General features: G+C 66.5%; 11 protein-coding genes. All 11 read right to left on the bottom strand.

The features are described 5' to 3' along the window. Positions 1 to 39: 39 nt before the first annotated feature. A complete protein-coding gene (locus tag CAL25_RS14130) occupies positions 40 to 279 on the bottom strand; it encodes an acyl carrier protein (protein WP_094801024.1) in 240 nt (79 codons plus the stop codon). A gap of 16 nt (positions 280 to 295) precedes the next feature. Continuing rightward, the gene (locus CAL25_RS14125; RefSeq protein WP_249279080.1) at positions 296 to 1912 is read right to left on the bottom strand and encodes an MBOAT family O-acyltransferase; all 1617 of its coding nucleotides are present in this window, start codon (positions 1910 to 1912) and stop codon (positions 296 to 298) included. Beyond that, positions 1896 to 3101: an alginate O-acetyltransferase AlgX-related protein gene (locus CAL25_RS14120; protein ID WP_249279079.1), complete on the bottom strand. Its 1206-nt coding sequence runs from the start codon at positions 3099 to 3101 to the stop codon at positions 1896 to 1898. The genes CAL25_RS14125 and CAL25_RS14120 overlap by 17 nt, the downstream gene beginning before the upstream one ends. Before the next feature lie 2 nt (positions 3102 to 3103). Next, positions 3104 to 4099, bottom strand: a complete 996-nt coding sequence (locus CAL25_RS14115; protein WP_432759239.1) for an alginate O-acetyltransferase AlgX-related protein — start codon at positions 4097 to 4099, stop codon at positions 3104 to 3106. Positions 4100 to 4132: 33 nt separating this feature from the next. Then, on the bottom strand, positions 4133 to 6907 hold the full coding sequence (locus CAL25_RS14110; RefSeq protein ID WP_094801020.1) for an NfrA family protein: 2775 nt from the start codon (positions 6905 to 6907) through the stop codon (positions 4133 to 4135). After that, positions 6904 to 8607 (bottom strand): glycosyl transferase family protein, encoded by a 1704-nt coding sequence (locus CAL25_RS14105; protein WP_170948496.1) that lies wholly within the window; start codon positions 8605 to 8607, stop codon positions 6904 to 6906. The genes CAL25_RS14110 and CAL25_RS14105 overlap by 4 nt, the downstream gene beginning before the upstream one ends. A gap of 15 nt (positions 8608 to 8622) precedes the next feature. Continuing rightward, on the bottom strand, positions 8623 to 10836 hold the full coding sequence (locus tag CAL25_RS14100) for a hypothetical protein (protein ID WP_094801016.1): 2214 nt from the start codon (positions 10834 to 10836) through the stop codon (positions 8623 to 8625). A 9-nt stretch (positions 10837 to 10845) separates the two neighbouring features. Beyond that, a complete protein-coding gene (gene wecB / locus CAL25_RS14095) occupies positions 10846 to 12018 on the bottom strand; it encodes a non-hydrolyzing UDP-N-acetylglucosamine 2-epimerase (RefSeq protein WP_094801014.1) in 1173 nt (390 codons plus the stop codon). Between the two features lie 189 nt (positions 12019 to 12207). Then, positions 12208 to 12882 (bottom strand): phosphoglycolate phosphatase, encoded by a 675-nt coding sequence (gene gph, locus CAL25_RS14090; protein WP_094801012.1) that lies wholly within the window; start codon positions 12880 to 12882, stop codon positions 12208 to 12210. Next, positions 12879 to 13604, bottom strand: a complete 726-nt coding sequence (gene ubiG, locus CAL25_RS14085; protein ID WP_094801011.1) for a bifunctional 2-polyprenyl-6-hydroxyphenol methylase/3-demethylubiquinol 3-O-methyltransferase UbiG — start codon at positions 13602 to 13604, stop codon at positions 12879 to 12881. Before ubiG ends, gph begins: the two co-directional genes overlap by 4 nt. Positions 13605 to 13842: 238 nt before the next feature. Next, positions 13843 to 14439, bottom strand: a complete 597-nt coding sequence (gene ompA / locus CAL25_RS14080) for an outer membrane protein OmpA (protein ID WP_094801009.1) — start codon at positions 14437 to 14439, stop codon at positions 13843 to 13845. Positions 14440 to 14543 lie beyond the last annotated feature (104 nt).

Genomic DNA, 14543 nt, shown 5'->3' with positions numbered 1-14543 from the left:
ACTCCTGCTGCGGATGCGCGCGGCGGCGCGAGTGAACGATCAGCCTTGCTTGTTTTCGGCGATGAACTGCGCCAGCGCCTGCACCGATTCCAGATGCACGTCGATCTCGGTCGGCGGGATCTTGACGCCGAACTTGCGTTCCACGGCGAGCGCCACGTCCACCGCCGAAAGCGAATCGATCAGGCCGGATTCCACCAGCAGCGTATCGGCATCGACCTTGGTGAGGATGACGCCTTCGATGATGTCGGCAACTTGCTGTTCGAGTTCTTGCATGTCCATGACGGCTCCAGTGAGGTCAGAATTGGAAGTAGAGGAAGCGGGTTTCTTTGTGCAGATTCAGCAGGCACAGGGCCAGCATCAGCAGCATCACGCCCAGCCAGGCCAGGTTGGGCCGCCAGCGCATCCACGGCGTGGGCGCCGGATTCGGACGCACCAGGGCGGGCGAGTAGCGGCCCATGATCTGGTGCGCGTTGGGCGTGAACCACACGATGGCCAGCAGCACGATCACGTACAGCAGCTGAATGTGGCGGCCCGCCAGCATGCGCCAGCCGTCCGCGAACGAGACGCCCGACAGGTAGGAGAAGGTCTCCATGCCTTCGAAGCCGCGCAGGCCCATCATGCCCTGCACCAGCAGCCAGGCATCCGCGGTGCTGTGCGCACGGAAGAAGGCCTGGGCCACCAGGACCGCGGCGAAGGTCAGCAGCAGATAAAAGATCTTGGCGAGGCGGCCGGGGTTGCGCGACACGGCCGCCTGGCGGCCCACCACGAAGATGCGCCAGGCGTGATTGATCGACAGATACCCGGCATGCAACAGGCCGAACACCAGGTACTGCAGACCGGCGCCGTGCCAGATCCCGGCGAGCCCCATGGTGAAGACGGTCGGGAGCACGATGGTCGAGGCGAAGCCGCCGGCGGTCGCGACGCCCGCCGCGCCCACGGGTTTGCCGCGGTCGGTGCGCCAGCGCGACACCGCCATGGCCACCGGGTAATAGAGATAGGCGGTCAGATATCGGGTCAGCGTGATGTGCCAGCGCGCCCAGAAATCGATGATGCTGGTTGCCTTGTAGGGCGAATTGAAGTTCAGCGGGAAGCGGATGCCGAACATCTTGGCCAGGCCCAGGGCCATGTCCGAGTAGCCCGAAAAATCGAAATAGAGCTGCAGGGCGTAGCTCATGCTCGCGCCCCAGGCGGCCCAGAACTGCAGCGATCCCGGTTCGGCGAAGCCCGCGTCGGCATACGGCGCGATCGAGTCGGCCAGCACCACCTTCTTGGTCAGGCCGATCAGGAACAGCATGCCGCCGATGGACAGGTTTTCGGAGCGGAAGCGGTAGTTATCGCGCTGCGCGAACTGCGGCATCATCTCTTTGTGATGCAGGATCGGGCCGGCGATCAGGTGCGGGAAGAACGTCACGAACAGCACGTACGAGAGCAGGCTGCGCTCGTTGACCACGCCGGCGCGGCAGTCCAGCAGGTAGCCGATCTGGGTGAACGTGAAGAACGAGATGCCCAGCGGCAGCAGGATGTCGTCGATCGGGCCGCCGCTGCCCATGCCCATGCCATGCAGAAAGCCCAGCAGCGCCGTGAAGTACTTGTAATAAAAGAGCAGGGCGAGGTCGCCCGCCACGCCCAGGCCGGTCACGAGCAGCTGCAGCTTGGGCCGCGAGCCCAGGCTCAAGATGATCTGGCTGACGATGTAGTTGAAGGCGATCGAGCCCGACAGCAGCACGACGAACTGCGGATTCCACCAGCCATAGAAAACGATCGAGGTGATGCACAGCCAGAGCGCGGCCAGGCGCAGGCTCACCGAGCCGACGGCGTAGTGCACGGCCAGCGTGATGGGCAGGAAGACCAGCAGGAAGAGATAGGAGTTGAAGAGCATCGCGGCGTCGTCGTTGTTATTTGAGCGCGGCAAGCGCCTTGCGTTCTTCGGGCGTGAGCGGCAGCGAAAGCGCCATTTCCGAGAACTCCCAGATCACCAGCTTCAGACTCTTCGGCCACTTGTCCTGCTGCTGGAATGCCGCGAGCAGGGCGCCGGAAAACTGGCCACCATCCAGGCTCAGATTCCAGACTTCGCGACCCAGGCCTTCGCCCAGGCGTTCGGCGAACAGGCTGCGCCGGCCGTTGGAGCTGCCTGCCAGCAGCACCTCGACGGGCGGCGTGTCGTCGAGCAGGCCCCCGCCACGCACCGGGGCGATGGTCTGTTCGGGTTCCTTGTCCAGCGGCGGACGCCAGGCCGGCGGCGCATGCTCCAGACCGGCCAGCACGATCAGATCGCCCATGCGCGGCACGGCGGGCCCGGGCGGATCCACCTTGAAAGCCTGAGGACCGCGTCCACCCAGCAGCGGCAAGGCGGCCTGCGCGACGGCGTTGGCCGCCGCCTGCGCGCCCACCGACGTCATGTGTACGTCGGTATGAAAGAAGCGCGGCGCCGTGCCCTGCGCGAGCGCGGGCCGCAGGTCCACATAGGGCACCTTGTAGCTGCCCAGCACGCGCTGCCAGTCGTCCAGGCGGTCACGCATGGCCTGCGAGTAGGGCAGGCCGCAAAGTCCGTCGGCCTGGATGCGCGACTTGTCGGGCACCGGCACCACGAGCACCTGCACGCCGCGCTCGCGCAGGCGGTCGACCCAGTGCCGCATCAGCGTGATGCGGCCTTCATAGGCATCGCGCACGCCGGGTTGCGGACGCAGGCCGTCGCGGTAATAGAGCCAGTCGGGGCAACCCATCGTCACCTGCGGGCCGAGATCGCCCAGCAGACGATAGCGGGCGGCCGCGGTGGCGGTATCCATTTCTGCCTGAATCGGCAGGCGCAACGCCGCATTGAGCGCATTCCCGGCGTGACCATCGGCCCACGACGACGGCGTGAGCTGATCGGCGCTGACCTTGGCGTTGGCCAGCATCCACATGCCCGACAGCCCGCCCACGGTCAGCAGACTCGCGACCACGATGGCGGTCAGCCGGTGCGACGGCTCGGGCCCGGTATCCGGCGGGGGCGAACCCGCCTTCTTGATACCGGGCGCCCCGGCCTTCGCGGCCAACTTGCCCGCGGCCATGCCGGGCGCGGTCTGCGCGCCCGATTCGCCGGGCTCTTGCGGCGTGCTCATGCTCATTGACCCAGTGCGCGGCGCATGCGGCTGCGGAAGGTGTCGGGGCTCATGATCGAGGCGTTATCCCACAGCCCTTGCGCGTTCGGGCCCTGCGAGTAGGCGGGCTCGAACATCTGCCACACCAGCACTTGCGGCGGGTTCTGCTTGAACGCGGGGGACTCGAGATACTCGAGCAGCATGGTCCAGTGGCCGACGTTACCCGGCTTCCAGTTGACGCTGACCGGACGGTCGAGCTCGTTGGACAGCTTCTGCGGGAAGCCGAAGTACGGCTGCACCATGCTGTGACCGGTCACGTGCACCGGCGCGGGCGCATCCTCCAGCAGGCTCTGACCTTCGGCCTGGCGGCGCACCGTGAAGGTGTCGCGGCCGATCTGCTTGCGTTGCTCGGCCGTCAGGAACAGCTCGGCCAGGTCGCCATAGCGACGCTCGTTGAACACCGTGCCGAGCGGCATGCCGGTGCCCGGCTTGCCCGCGAGCTGCTTGACGTTCTGCTTGATCTGGGCCGCCACGGCGACCGCGGTGGCGTCGGCCGCCGGCTGCGTCCAGTGCTGGTCGCTGCGGTAGAACACGTCCTGGCCGCCCTGCTTGACCTTCTGCAGCACCGCCTCGTCGTCGATCGCGAGGATCTGCGCCTGCTTGAGCTTGCCCAGAATGGTCTGGTAGCGGCCCTGCACGGCCGGGCTCAACGACTTGTCGGCGGGCAGCTTGTCGCCGTAGAAGCGCGTCTTGTCCGGCAGCACCAGCACTTCGAGCTGGATGTTGCGTTTGGCCAGCGCGTCGCGCGTGTCCTTGATGAGCTGGGTCGAGGCGTCGATGCCGGCCGTGTCGACCTGGGTCAGGCTGCCCCAGCCGGGGAAGAGCCAGCCGTCCTTGCCCATGAAGACGATCGACGACGTGGTGGCCTGCGCGTGCGCCGCGCCGAGGCCGGCCAGGGTGAGGGCAACCGCGGCCGCGGGGCGGCGCAGGGCGGTCAGGGTGCGAAAGAGGGTGCTCAAGCGATTCTCCTGGTGATAAGTGGCGGGCTCGGCCTAGTAGTACATCGTCATGTTCATGAAGAAGCCCTTGGCGCGCTCGGTCGCGCCGCCACCGATAGGGGTGCGGTACTGCATGGACACATTGAAATAAGAGCGGGCCGCGTTGTAGTGGTCTTCGCGGAACCAGTAGCGCACGTCGATACCGGGGCCCACGCCCATCGACCAGCTCTTGCCGTTGCCCGACAGGGCGTAGCTTTGCGTGCCCAGCGGGTCGCCGTAATCGACGCCGCTGACACGGCTCTTCTGCCACAGCCAGTCGGTCGCGAGCACCGCGTGCGGAAACACAACCAGCTTGTTGCTGATGCGGTCGAGGCGGAAGCTCTGACCCACGCGCAACTCGGCGGAGGCAAAAGCCTGGTCGCGCGAGAGCTTGCCGCGGGACTGGTAGCGGTCGGCGGTGTTGAGATTCGAGTCGATCCCGCGCACGTCGAAGCGCGCGCTGTTGCTGTCCCACGCATAGCCCAGCTGCGAGTAGCCTTCGATCGTGAGCCAGCTCGGCACGTCGGAACGCAGGCTGTTGCCGTAGTAGTAGCCGTAGGTCAGGTAGGTCATCCAGCCGCCCGCGTCGCCGTTCAGCTTGTACGACGCGGTCGCGTTCTGCAGGCGCGGATCGAACTGCTGGCGGATGTCGCACTGGAGCTGACGCGAGGCCGGGTTCAGCGAGCCCTGGCGCGTGGCGCTGCCCAGGAAGAAGCGCCGCTCGAGGCCGAACGACACGCCCGTGTCAGACAAGGCGTAGCGCAGGCCGAGCGAGCCGATGGTGCTCGGGAAGCCGGTGGCCGAGCGGGAGCGCAGGGTGCCGTCGGGACCGGTCACTTCCACGTCGTTCTGAATGCCGCAGGGATCCACGAAGCGGGTGGATTGGAACTTGCTGCTGCCCTCGTAGATCGTGTTCGACAGGCGGGCGTAGGCTTCCAGCGTGCCGTACTGGTTGTTGGTCGCGGGCGGACGCCAGAACACTTCGGCCGTGCTGAACGCGGCGTCTCCGGGGGTGCTGATGGCCGCGCCGTCCAGGCTGCTCGAGGCGGGGCGCGCGCCGCGATAGCCGATCGAGGCGATGGCGCCCCATTCTCGCGACAGGCCGGCGATGGCGCCGCGCGTGTTCTCGCGTTGCTGGGGATCGAGCTTCAGATTGCCGGTGTCGTCCAGATCGATGGCCTGTTTGAGCTTCTCGACGGCCTGGCGGTTATCGCCGGTGGCCGAGAGCGCATACGCCTCGTCGAGGATCACCGTGGGCGGTGCCTTGCCGGTGTCGCGCGCGGCACGGAAATCCTGCAGCGCCAGTTCGGGCCGGCCGGTGCGCTGGCGCAGGTAGGCGCGCTGCATCAGCAGCGACGGATCCTGCGGGGTCTTGGCCAGCGCGGCATCGAGCCGTTGCTCGGCCTGCGCCGCCTGGGCGGCATTGCCCGAAGCGAGCGCGGTCGTCAGCAATTGCTGCAGGGCCGGGTCATCGGGCGACGCGGCGACCGCGCGCTGGGCCTGCTCGATCGCTTCCTGGTAGTGCTGGCGGCCATAGGCCGCGTAGGCCAGCGCGGCCGGGCTGTTGCCGCCGCCGGCTTCGTCCGAGGGCGCAAGCTCGCACTGCGTGCCGTACGGCGTGTCGCGGCAGGCCTGCGCCGGCGGGGGATAGTTCGATGCCGTCAGCATGGGCGCGGACTTGCCCGCGCGGATGAGCTTCTGGCGCCGTGCGACGCCTTCGTCCTTGGCGTCCATGGGCTCGATGATGCTGCGCGCCCGCGCGTAGTCGCCCGCGGCGATGGCGCCGTCGATGGCGATCAGGCGGATGTTGCGGCGCTGATCGTCGTCGAGCCAGTCCTGCTTGAGCGCTTCGTCGAAATCGGCGTTCGCTTCGGCGGTCTTGCCCTGGCGCTGCTTCAGATAGCCGCGCAGCACGAGCGCCACGGTGTTTTCGTCGTCCTGCACCAGCGCGTCGCTGGCGGCGGCTTCGGCGGCGTCGAGCTGGTCGGCCAGCATCAGCGTGGTGAGCAGCAGCAGGCGGTAGCTGGAGACATCGGGCGCGAGCGCCACGGCTTCGCGCGCGAGCGGGATGGCCGCGGCGGGCCGATCCACGGCGAGTTCGCGGTAGGCGGCCGCGACCGGATCGATGGCGATGCGGCGCTTGATGGCCGCGCGGCGCGCTTCTAGGTCGCCCTTGTTGGGCGCGCCCAGTGCGATGGCGGCCGTGGCCGCCTTCTCGGCCTCGGGAAATTTTTGTTGCGCCTGCAACGAGTCCACCCACAGGATCGACCACTCGCCTTGCGAGGGATCGATGCGCACCGCGCGCTCGGCGCCGGCGGCCGCCGCCTGCATCTCGCCGCGGTTGTAGTCGGCGTAGGCCTTGGTGGCGATCGGGAACGCGCGGTTGTAGGCGGCGCTGCGGCCATTGCCGGCGCCGGCGCCGGGGGCCGGGCCCTGGCGCAGGTTGGTCACCGCGGCGCGCAGGCCCGGATCGTCCACCCCCTGCTTGAGCGCGGCCTGCGCGGCCTCGCGCGCCTCTTTGATGCGGCCGAGCTTCTGCAGCGTGTAGACCTTCAGCAGCTGCAGCCGCGCGACGTCCGGACGCGTCTTGAGCGCGCCGTTGACCTGCGTCAGCGCGTCGGCGAACTTGCCGGCGTTGTAGCTTTTGTAGGCCTGGTCGGCCAGCTCGAAGGCCTCGCCGCTCAGCGGGACTTCTTCGGCCGCCAGGACAGGGCCGGCGGGGACCAGGCTGGCGCCGGTAACGGCGCACAAGGCTGCGGCCAGCAGCAGGGGGCGCGTGAATGCAATCATGTTGGGTTCGATCTTTGTTGGGGCGAGGCCGACGGGGGGTGATTCGGTGCGGCGTTGCCGTGCTGATACGAGATCGCCTCGTTCAGCGTCGGCTCGTCGAGCCAGCCGCGCTCGAGCAGGATTTGCCCGAGGGGGCGGTGTTCGGTCGCCTGCGCTTCCAGCGCCTGACGCAGATGGTTCTCGTCGACGGCGCGCCACGATAGCAGCAGATCGCCCAGACGCAGACGCTGCTGCGTCAGCTGGTCGGCCGACGGGAAGTCATGCATGGTCTTGTCCCAGACCAGGCGCTTGCGGAAGATGAGGTGGCCCAGGTACAGGCGCCACGCGCGCGCCGCCGCCATGGCGTTGATGAAGTTGCCCACGATCATGCGCGGCGCCGACAGCAGGGCGTGCTCCCATCCGTAGAGGCGGCCCACGAAATACGCGCGTTGCGTCAGGCGCAGCCCCAGCAGGATCGTGTTGATCCACATCAGGTTCAGCACCCAGCTGCTGGGCCCGAATGCCGACGGGAAGAACACGGTCCACCAGCCCATCGCATTGATGAACATGAACAGGACGAACTGCGCCAGCAGCAGGTACGCCACGATCGCGATGAACGACGTGAAGAGGCCCTTGCGGTCACGGAACAGCAGATACTTGGTCGCGAACGAGCCCGTCCAGCCGACCTGCTGCCAGCCCTGCAGCCCGATCCCGAGCGTCCAGCGCGCCTTCTGGCGGTAGGCGGTGCGGAAGGTGTTCGGGAAGTACTCGCGCACGCCCAGCGGCATGTGCACCGCCACCATGCGTTCCTTGCCCCAGCCGAAGAGCCCCCGGCGCTTGGCGACGTAGTCCACCGGAAACTTGCCGAAGATCTGCTTCATGCCGCGCTGCGATAGCCGCGCGCCGATGTCGTAATCCTCGGTCAGGGTATCCGTGTTGAACGGCTGGTTGTGGGTCTGGGCCGCCAGATCGAGCAGGGCGCGGCGCGAAAAACAGGTGCCCACACCGGCCGACGGCACCATGCGCGACATGCTCTCGCGCACCACCAGATCCTTGGTGTGCCACTCGGCGAACTCGTCCATGTAGGTGCCGGCAACGAACTCGTGCCAGTGACGTTCGAGCGAGGTCACGGGCAGCTGGATGAAGTCGATGCGCGGCAGCAGGTAATTGAAGTACTTCAGCTCGAGCGGGTGAAGCACGTCTTCGCTGTCGTGCAGGATCACGCCGGCAAACGGCTCGTCCTGCTTGGCGTCCTGCGCGAAGATCGCCTGCACGATCCAGTTCAGACAATCGGCCTTGCAGGTCGGGCCATCGTGCGGCACCTCCACGCGCACGAGCTGGCGGTAGCGCAGCTTCATGCGCTCGACTTCCTGGATCGTGCGGGCGTCGTTCTGGTAGGTGCCCGCGAAGATCATGTAGTTCTTGTACTCGAGCGTGGCGACCATGTTCTCGAGCATGGGCGCGATCACGTCGTACTCGAGCCAGGCCGGCACCATGATCGCCAGCGGCTGCTCGGGCTTGGCGCGCAGCTCCTCGGCCGTCAGGGCCTTGTAGCGCCGCTTGATCGTGACCGATCGCCAGGCTTCGCGCACCCAGTACCAGAGATCGATGAACAGATCATCGAGGCTCGAGAGCATGATGAGCACGCCTACGATCGCGGCCATGATCTCCAGGCCGCGATAGTAGTCCGCCACCAGATAGGGCAGGTAGAGCGAGGACATGATCGCCCGCCGTCCTTACTTCTTCTCGCTGCGGGCCCGGGCGCGGCGCGCCATCACGGCCAGCACCAGCGCCAGCAGGATCAGGGCGCCCAGCAGCGGCACACCCCAGCCCAGATACTGACGCCATTCATAGAACGGACCGCCACCCATGCCCGGCGGTTGGCTCAGGCCGGGGTCGGTGGTGTCGATCCAGGCCAGCGCGCCTTGTTCGCCCAGCACCACGGCGTTGCCGCGGGTCAGCACGAACGACTCCGCGAAGCGCGCGGGATGCTCGCCGAGTGCCTGCCAGAGAATGCCGTTCTGCGTGCCCGACTTGACCACCGACGCCGTGCTGAGACGGTCCGGGCCTTCGACGTCGAGCCAGGGCTGGTCGTTCTGCGCCTTGCCACGGACGGTCAGGCGCTTGCCGTCGACCACATTGATGACCGGTGCCACGCCGTCGACAGGCACACCCATCGACAGGAACGGCTTCGTCGGTTTGACGGCCTGTGCGCCGTCGGCCAGCACGAGTTCGGCGCGCACCGGCGACAGGGCGCTGGCGTTGGCCAGCGCGATCAGGTTGCGCAGCGGCGTCACCGGCGCGTCGAGCGCGGTCTGCGGCACTAGCACCTGCGGCGTGCCCGCCAGCAGCGGCAGGATGCCCACGAAGGTGCCGTCCGGTTGCGCGCTGCCGGCACGCACGAAGCTCGAAGGCAGCACGTTCACCGGATAGCCCTGCGGCGTTTCGGCACAGTTGGGCGACACGGGCTGGCGCTGGAACGACACGCGCAGGTTGTTGGTCACGCCCAGCGCATAGCCCGGCACCCGCGCGGCGAGCCGCTCCGGGTGGCCGTCCGCGTCGAGTTGCTTGGCATTGAGCAGCACGCCGTTCCAGATGACCGACGCCACGGGCTTCGTGATGGACGCGCCGGGCGCGGCGGCCAGGTCGAGCACCAGTTCGCCCGGAATGCGGCCATCGCTGGAGATGGCGGCCAGCGGGAACGTCATGTTCCAGTCGCCGCGCGTCACCACATCGAACACCGTGGTGGAGGCGCCGAGCGCCGTCAGGCGCGTCGTGTCACCCAGGCTGGCTGCGTTCTGGCCGGCCTGGAACACCGTGGCCTGGCGCGACGTGAGCACGCGGCGCCAGATGCTGTCGAAGATGCCGGCGGCTTGCGCGCCGGCGTCCGGCGAGATCGAGATCATCGGCTGATGCCCGAGCAGCGCCACCTTGACCTGCTGCGCGGCCGGCTTGTCGCTGGCGAGCGTGGCATGGCGCTCACGCCATTGCGTGAGTTCGCGGGCCGCGTCGGCATCGTTCTGCAACTGCCCGGCGAGCGCATCCAGCGCCTGATCGATCTGGCCGGTCAGCGCGCTATCGGTGATCGCCAGATCCCCTTGCGCGCCGCCCAGCACGATCAAGGCGCCGACCTCGGCCGGGTCGGCGATCTTGTGCGTGTCTTTGCCCGCGAAGGCGGCAAAGGCCGGGATGCTGCTCAGCGCGGCGGGCACCTGCAGGCCGGCCAGGCGGATCTCGTCGCCCACGGCGGGCAGGCTTTTCACGACCGCGCGCTTGCCGGTGCGCTCGAGCGCGACGCCCACGCGCCACGCCGCGTCGAAGCTCTGCTTGTCGAGCTTGCCACCGGCCACCAGCAGGACTGGTTGGCCCGGCAGCGTGTGCCAGGTGTCGTCCAGGCCGCGCACGGCCTGGGCGGGATAGCGGTAGGTCAGGCGCGTGTCGGGCGACAGCGTCAGCACATTGGCCGTGAGGCGGTCCGACTCGCACAGGCGCAGGCCGATCGGCGAGCTCCAGTTCACGGTGAGTTGCACGAAGCCCGATTCACGCGCACGCGGCTCGATCGGCAGGGCGCGATGCAGATTGCCTTCGCGATCCACGACGCGCTGCGCGACCTGAGGACGTCCATCGATCGCCACGTTCAGCGTGGCGGGCACGTCCTCGCCCTTCAGGTAATTGCCTTCCAGCGTCAGCGCGGCATCGGTCAAGGTCACGCCGCGCGGCACCGGCAGGAAGAATTCCTGGCGGTTATCGCTTTGGTCGAGCACAACAGGATTGCCGATGCCCAGGTCCTTCAGAGACAGACTGCGCTGGATCAAACCGTCACGTCCCAGCTCGAGCAGGGCGTCGCTGGCCGGGCTGGCCATGACGGCTGCCGGACCGGCGAGGCAGGCCAGCAGCAGCGCGCGGCGCGCGGCATGGAGGCGGAAAGTGCGGGTAGAAGTGATGACCATGATGGGGTTTTAGGCGACCAAGGAGTGAGGGACGGCCAGGCCAGGCTGGCTGGGATCGAACTCTTGCACCGCGCGACCCAGCAGGGCAGACACGATGCGCGCGCTTGCGTTGCCGTCGCCGTAGGGATTGACGCCCCGGGCGAAGCGTTCGTAATGCGCGGGATCATCGAGCAGTGCATTGACCGCCCGCACGATGCGGTCGGATTCCGTGCCGACCAGCGCCACCGTGCCGGCGGCCAGGGCCTCCGGCCGTTCCGTCACATCGCGCATGACGAGAACGGGCTTGCCCAGGTGAGGGGCTTCCTCCTGGACACCACCAGAGTCGGTGAGAATGATGTGGGCGCGGCGCATGAACCAAACGAAATCGAGGTAATCGAGCGGATCGATGAGGTGGACGTTCGACAGTCCCGACAACGTGCCCATCACGACCTCGCGCACCTGCGGATTCAGATGCACCGGATAGACGATATCCAGGTCATCGCGTTTCGCGAGGGTGGCGAGGGCGGCGCAGATGTTGCGAAAGCCCTCTCCGAAGCTTTCGCGACGATGCCCCGTAACAAGCAGTAGTCGGCGGTCCGGATTCTGCCAGTGATAGCGCGTCGATAGCGCATTATTGAGGGCCCGATCACTGTCAAGCTTTGTCAAGGTCAGGTCCAGCGCATCGATCACGGTGTTCCCGGTCACGTAAATGCGGCCCTGCAGATTCTCCTGGCGCAGGTTCGCACGCGAGGTCAGCGTGGGTGCGAACAGCCACTGTCCCACCACATCCACGACGCGGCGGTTCATTTCTTCAGGAAAGGGTTGTGCGAGATCGCCGGTGCGCAGACCGGCCTCGACGTGGCCGATCGGAATGCGGCGATGAAAGGCGGCGAGGCTGCAGGCGGTGGCGGTGCTCGTATCGCCGTGCACGAGCACGACGTCGGGCTTCACCTCTTCGAGCAGCGCGTCCACGCGCGTCATGATGCGGGCGAAGAGGCCGTTGAGCGTCTGGTTGGGCACCATCACATCCAGATCGTGATCGGCCTGGATCTCGAACAGCTGCAGCACCTGGTCCAGCATCTGGCGATGCTGGCCGGTGACACACACGACGCTCTCGACGGTGCGTTCCTGTTGCAATGCCCGAACCAGCGGCATCATTTTGATGGCCTCGGGCCGGGTACCAAAGATCGACAGGATTTTCATCGGACGCACCAGTCAAAGAATGAGTGGCCCCGAGCGCAGATTCTGCGTGGGCGATAAGCCTCGCAATAATCTGAAAACTAGAATATTTGCGTGGCAGGATATAGCAAGATGCTTAATCCTGCGTATTAAAGTCTCACATACGAGACACATTTGAAAGAGGCCGTAAGCAGCATTGCCAACGGCCTCGAATCAGTGCAGATCGTCCGGTAGCAAAGATTCGATTGCCGGCCAGAGCGCGTCTGGCGTATGCACCGTGGCTTCGGCAAGCCAGGTCGTGCAGTCCTCATCCTGACCGACATACCCGTAAGCCGCAGCAATGGCGGGCATGCCGGCCGCATGGGCCGACTGGATGTCGCGGAGATCGTCGCCCACATAAACGCACCGATCCGGTGCGAAACCGGCCTGTTCGGCGGCGTGGAGCAGCGGGAGCGGGTGCGGCTTCGCATGAGCCGTAGTGTCGCCACAAACCAACACTGCACTGTGCTCATTCAGGCCCAGGTAAGCAACAATGGGCAACGTGAGGTGCGTGACTTTATTGGTAACAATCCCCCACGACAGCCCCCGATCGCGCAGCTTTTCGAGCAGTGCCGCGATGCCCGGGAAGAGCCGGCTGTGCACCGTAGAACCCGCCGCGTAGTCCTCCAGAAACTGCAGTCGCGTGGGTTCGTAGTCGGGATGGCCGGGCGTTAGTTCGAGCGCTACACGCAACAATCCGCGCGCGCCCTGCGAGGCCACCGGCCGCAGCGTTTCGTAGGGCAGGGGGGCGAGCCCGCGGCGCACGCGCTGCTGGTTGGCGGCCGCCGCCAGGTCGGGCGCCGTGTCGGCCAGGGTGCCATCAAAATCAAACAGAACCAGCGCGCTCATTTGCGGGTCGCCATCAGGTAGTTGACCGAGGTATCGCCGCTCAGGGTGTAGACCTGGGTAATGGGGTTGTATTCCATGCCGCGCATGCCCACCGGCTCGAGCTGAGCCTGACGGGCCGAGGTGGCCAGTTCGCTCGGCTTGATGAACTGCGCATACGAGTGCGTGCCGCGCGGCAAGAGCCGCAGCACATATTCGGCGCCGACGATGGCGAACAGGAACGACTTCGGATTGCGGTTCAGCGTGGAGAAGAACACCCAGCCGCCCGGTTTCACCAGCGCCGAGCAGGCGCGCACGATGGAGGCGGGGTCGGGGACGTGTTCCAGCATTTCCATGCAGGTCACGACGTCGTACTGACCGGGCTGCTCGGCGGCAAGCTCTTCGACCGGCACCTTGCGGTACTCGACCTTCACGCCCGATTCCAGGCCGTGCAGCCGCGCCACCTTGAGCGATTTGTCGGCCAGATCGATGCCGGTCACGTCGGCGCCGGCGCGCGCCATGCTCTCCGACAGGATGCCCCCGCCGCAGCCGACGTCCAGCACCCGGCGTCCGGTGAGCGGGCCCGCCACTTCCTGGATCCATTCCAGGCGCAACGGGTTGATGGCGTGCAGCGGCTTGAACTCGCTTTCCGGATCCCACCAGCGCGAGGCCAGGGCGGCGAACTTGTCGAGTTCGGCTTGGTCGGCGTTGACGGGGCGGGAGGGGGTAGGGGTATCTACGGTCATGGGCGTGGCTGGCTGTGGCGCGCGCGAGGCCGGATGCGTGCGCAAACGAAAAGGGAGCGCTGGCGGATCCTGCGTCAGGATCGCGAGCAGCGGCGGGCAGGTCTGGGCCGCCCTCAGCCTAGATTGTGCCTGAAAAATCAGGGGGGTATGGCCGCATCCGGCCGCCGAGTCGCTCGAGACGGGCATAAAAAAAGGCCTCGCATGAGCGAGGCCTTTTTCAGTACGACTGACGAAGCAATTACTTGCGACGGCTGCCGACGATTTCGATTTCCACGCGACGGTTGCGCGCACGGCCTTCGGCCGTCTTGTTCGTGGCGATCGGTTGCAGCTCGCCCTTGCCTTCCGTGTAGACACGGTTGGGGTCGATGCCCTTGCTGACCAGGTAGGCCTTGACCGAAGCGGCACGGCGCTCGGACAGCTTCTGGTTGTAAGCCTCGGTACCGATCGAGTCGGTGTGGCCGACGGCGATGATGGTTTCCAGATCGATGGTGCCAGCTTGCTGGGCCACTTGATCCAGCAGTTGACGGCCTTCGGGCTTCAGAACCGACTTGTCGAAGTCGAAGAACGTGTCAGCGTTGAAGACGACCTTGGCAGCCATCGGAGCCGGCTTGTCTTTTTGTTGAGCGACCGGCACGCCGTCGCAACCGGGGATACCGGTGGCCGGGGTCCAGAACGCATCGCGCCAGCACAGTTCGTTCGTGCCGTTCTTCCACACGTCGCCGAACGCATTACGCCAGTTGTCCACCGTCTGCGGGTAGGACTGGGCCGAGGCTACACCAGAGGCCGTAACGGCGGCGAAGGCGAGCGCCAGAGCGAATTTGGAGGGTTTGTTCATGTTTCTCCTCGTTGAGCTTGAAGCTGGATAAGTGACTCGCAGCGAACCCCCGCCGCATATCAGGAAAACGGGGCCAGTATAGCAACGCTAAGAACAGGTTCAAA

The organism is Bordetella genomosp. 5 (assembly GCF_002261315.1).
Lineage (GTDB): Bacteria > Pseudomonadota > Gammaproteobacteria > Burkholderiales > Burkholderiaceae_B > Bordetella.
This window is presented reverse-complemented; position numbering and strand designations above follow the sequence as displayed.

Bases quoted from the DNA above. Each gene is read 5' to 3' on its own strand.
- gph (WP_094801012.1), bottom strand. From the start codon at position 12,882: ATGAGCGCGCTGGTTCTGTTTGATTTTGATGGCACCCTGGCCGACACG.
- wecB (WP_094801014.1), bottom strand. From the start codon at position 12,018: ATGAAAATCCTGTCGATCTTTGGTACCCGGCCCGAGGCCATCAAAATG.
- ompA (WP_094801009.1), bottom strand. From the start codon at position 14,439: ATGAACAAACCCTCCAAATTCGCTCTGGCGCTCGCCTTCGCCGCCGTT.
- CAL25_RS14120 (WP_249279079.1), bottom strand. From the start codon at position 3,101: ATGAGCACGCCGCAAGAGCCCGGCGAATCGGGCGCGCAGACCGCGCCC.
- CAL25_RS14100 (WP_094801016.1), bottom strand. From the start codon at position 10,836: ATGGTCATCACTTCTACCCGCACTTTCCGCCTCCATGCCGCGCGCCGC.
- CAL25_RS14105 (WP_170948496.1), bottom strand. From the start codon at position 8,607: ATGTCCTCGCTCTACCTGCCCTATCTGGTGGCGGACTACTATCGCGGC.
- CAL25_RS14130 (WP_094801024.1), bottom strand. From the start codon at position 279: ATGGACATGCAAGAACTCGAACAGCAAGTTGCCGACATCATCGAAGGC.
- ubiG (WP_094801011.1), bottom strand. From the start codon at position 13,604: ATGACCGTAGATACCCCTACCCCCTCCCGCCCCGTCAACGCCGACCAA.
- CAL25_RS14110 (WP_094801020.1), bottom strand. From the start codon at position 6,907: ATGATTGCATTCACGCGCCCCCTGCTGCTGGCCGCAGCCTTGTGCGCC.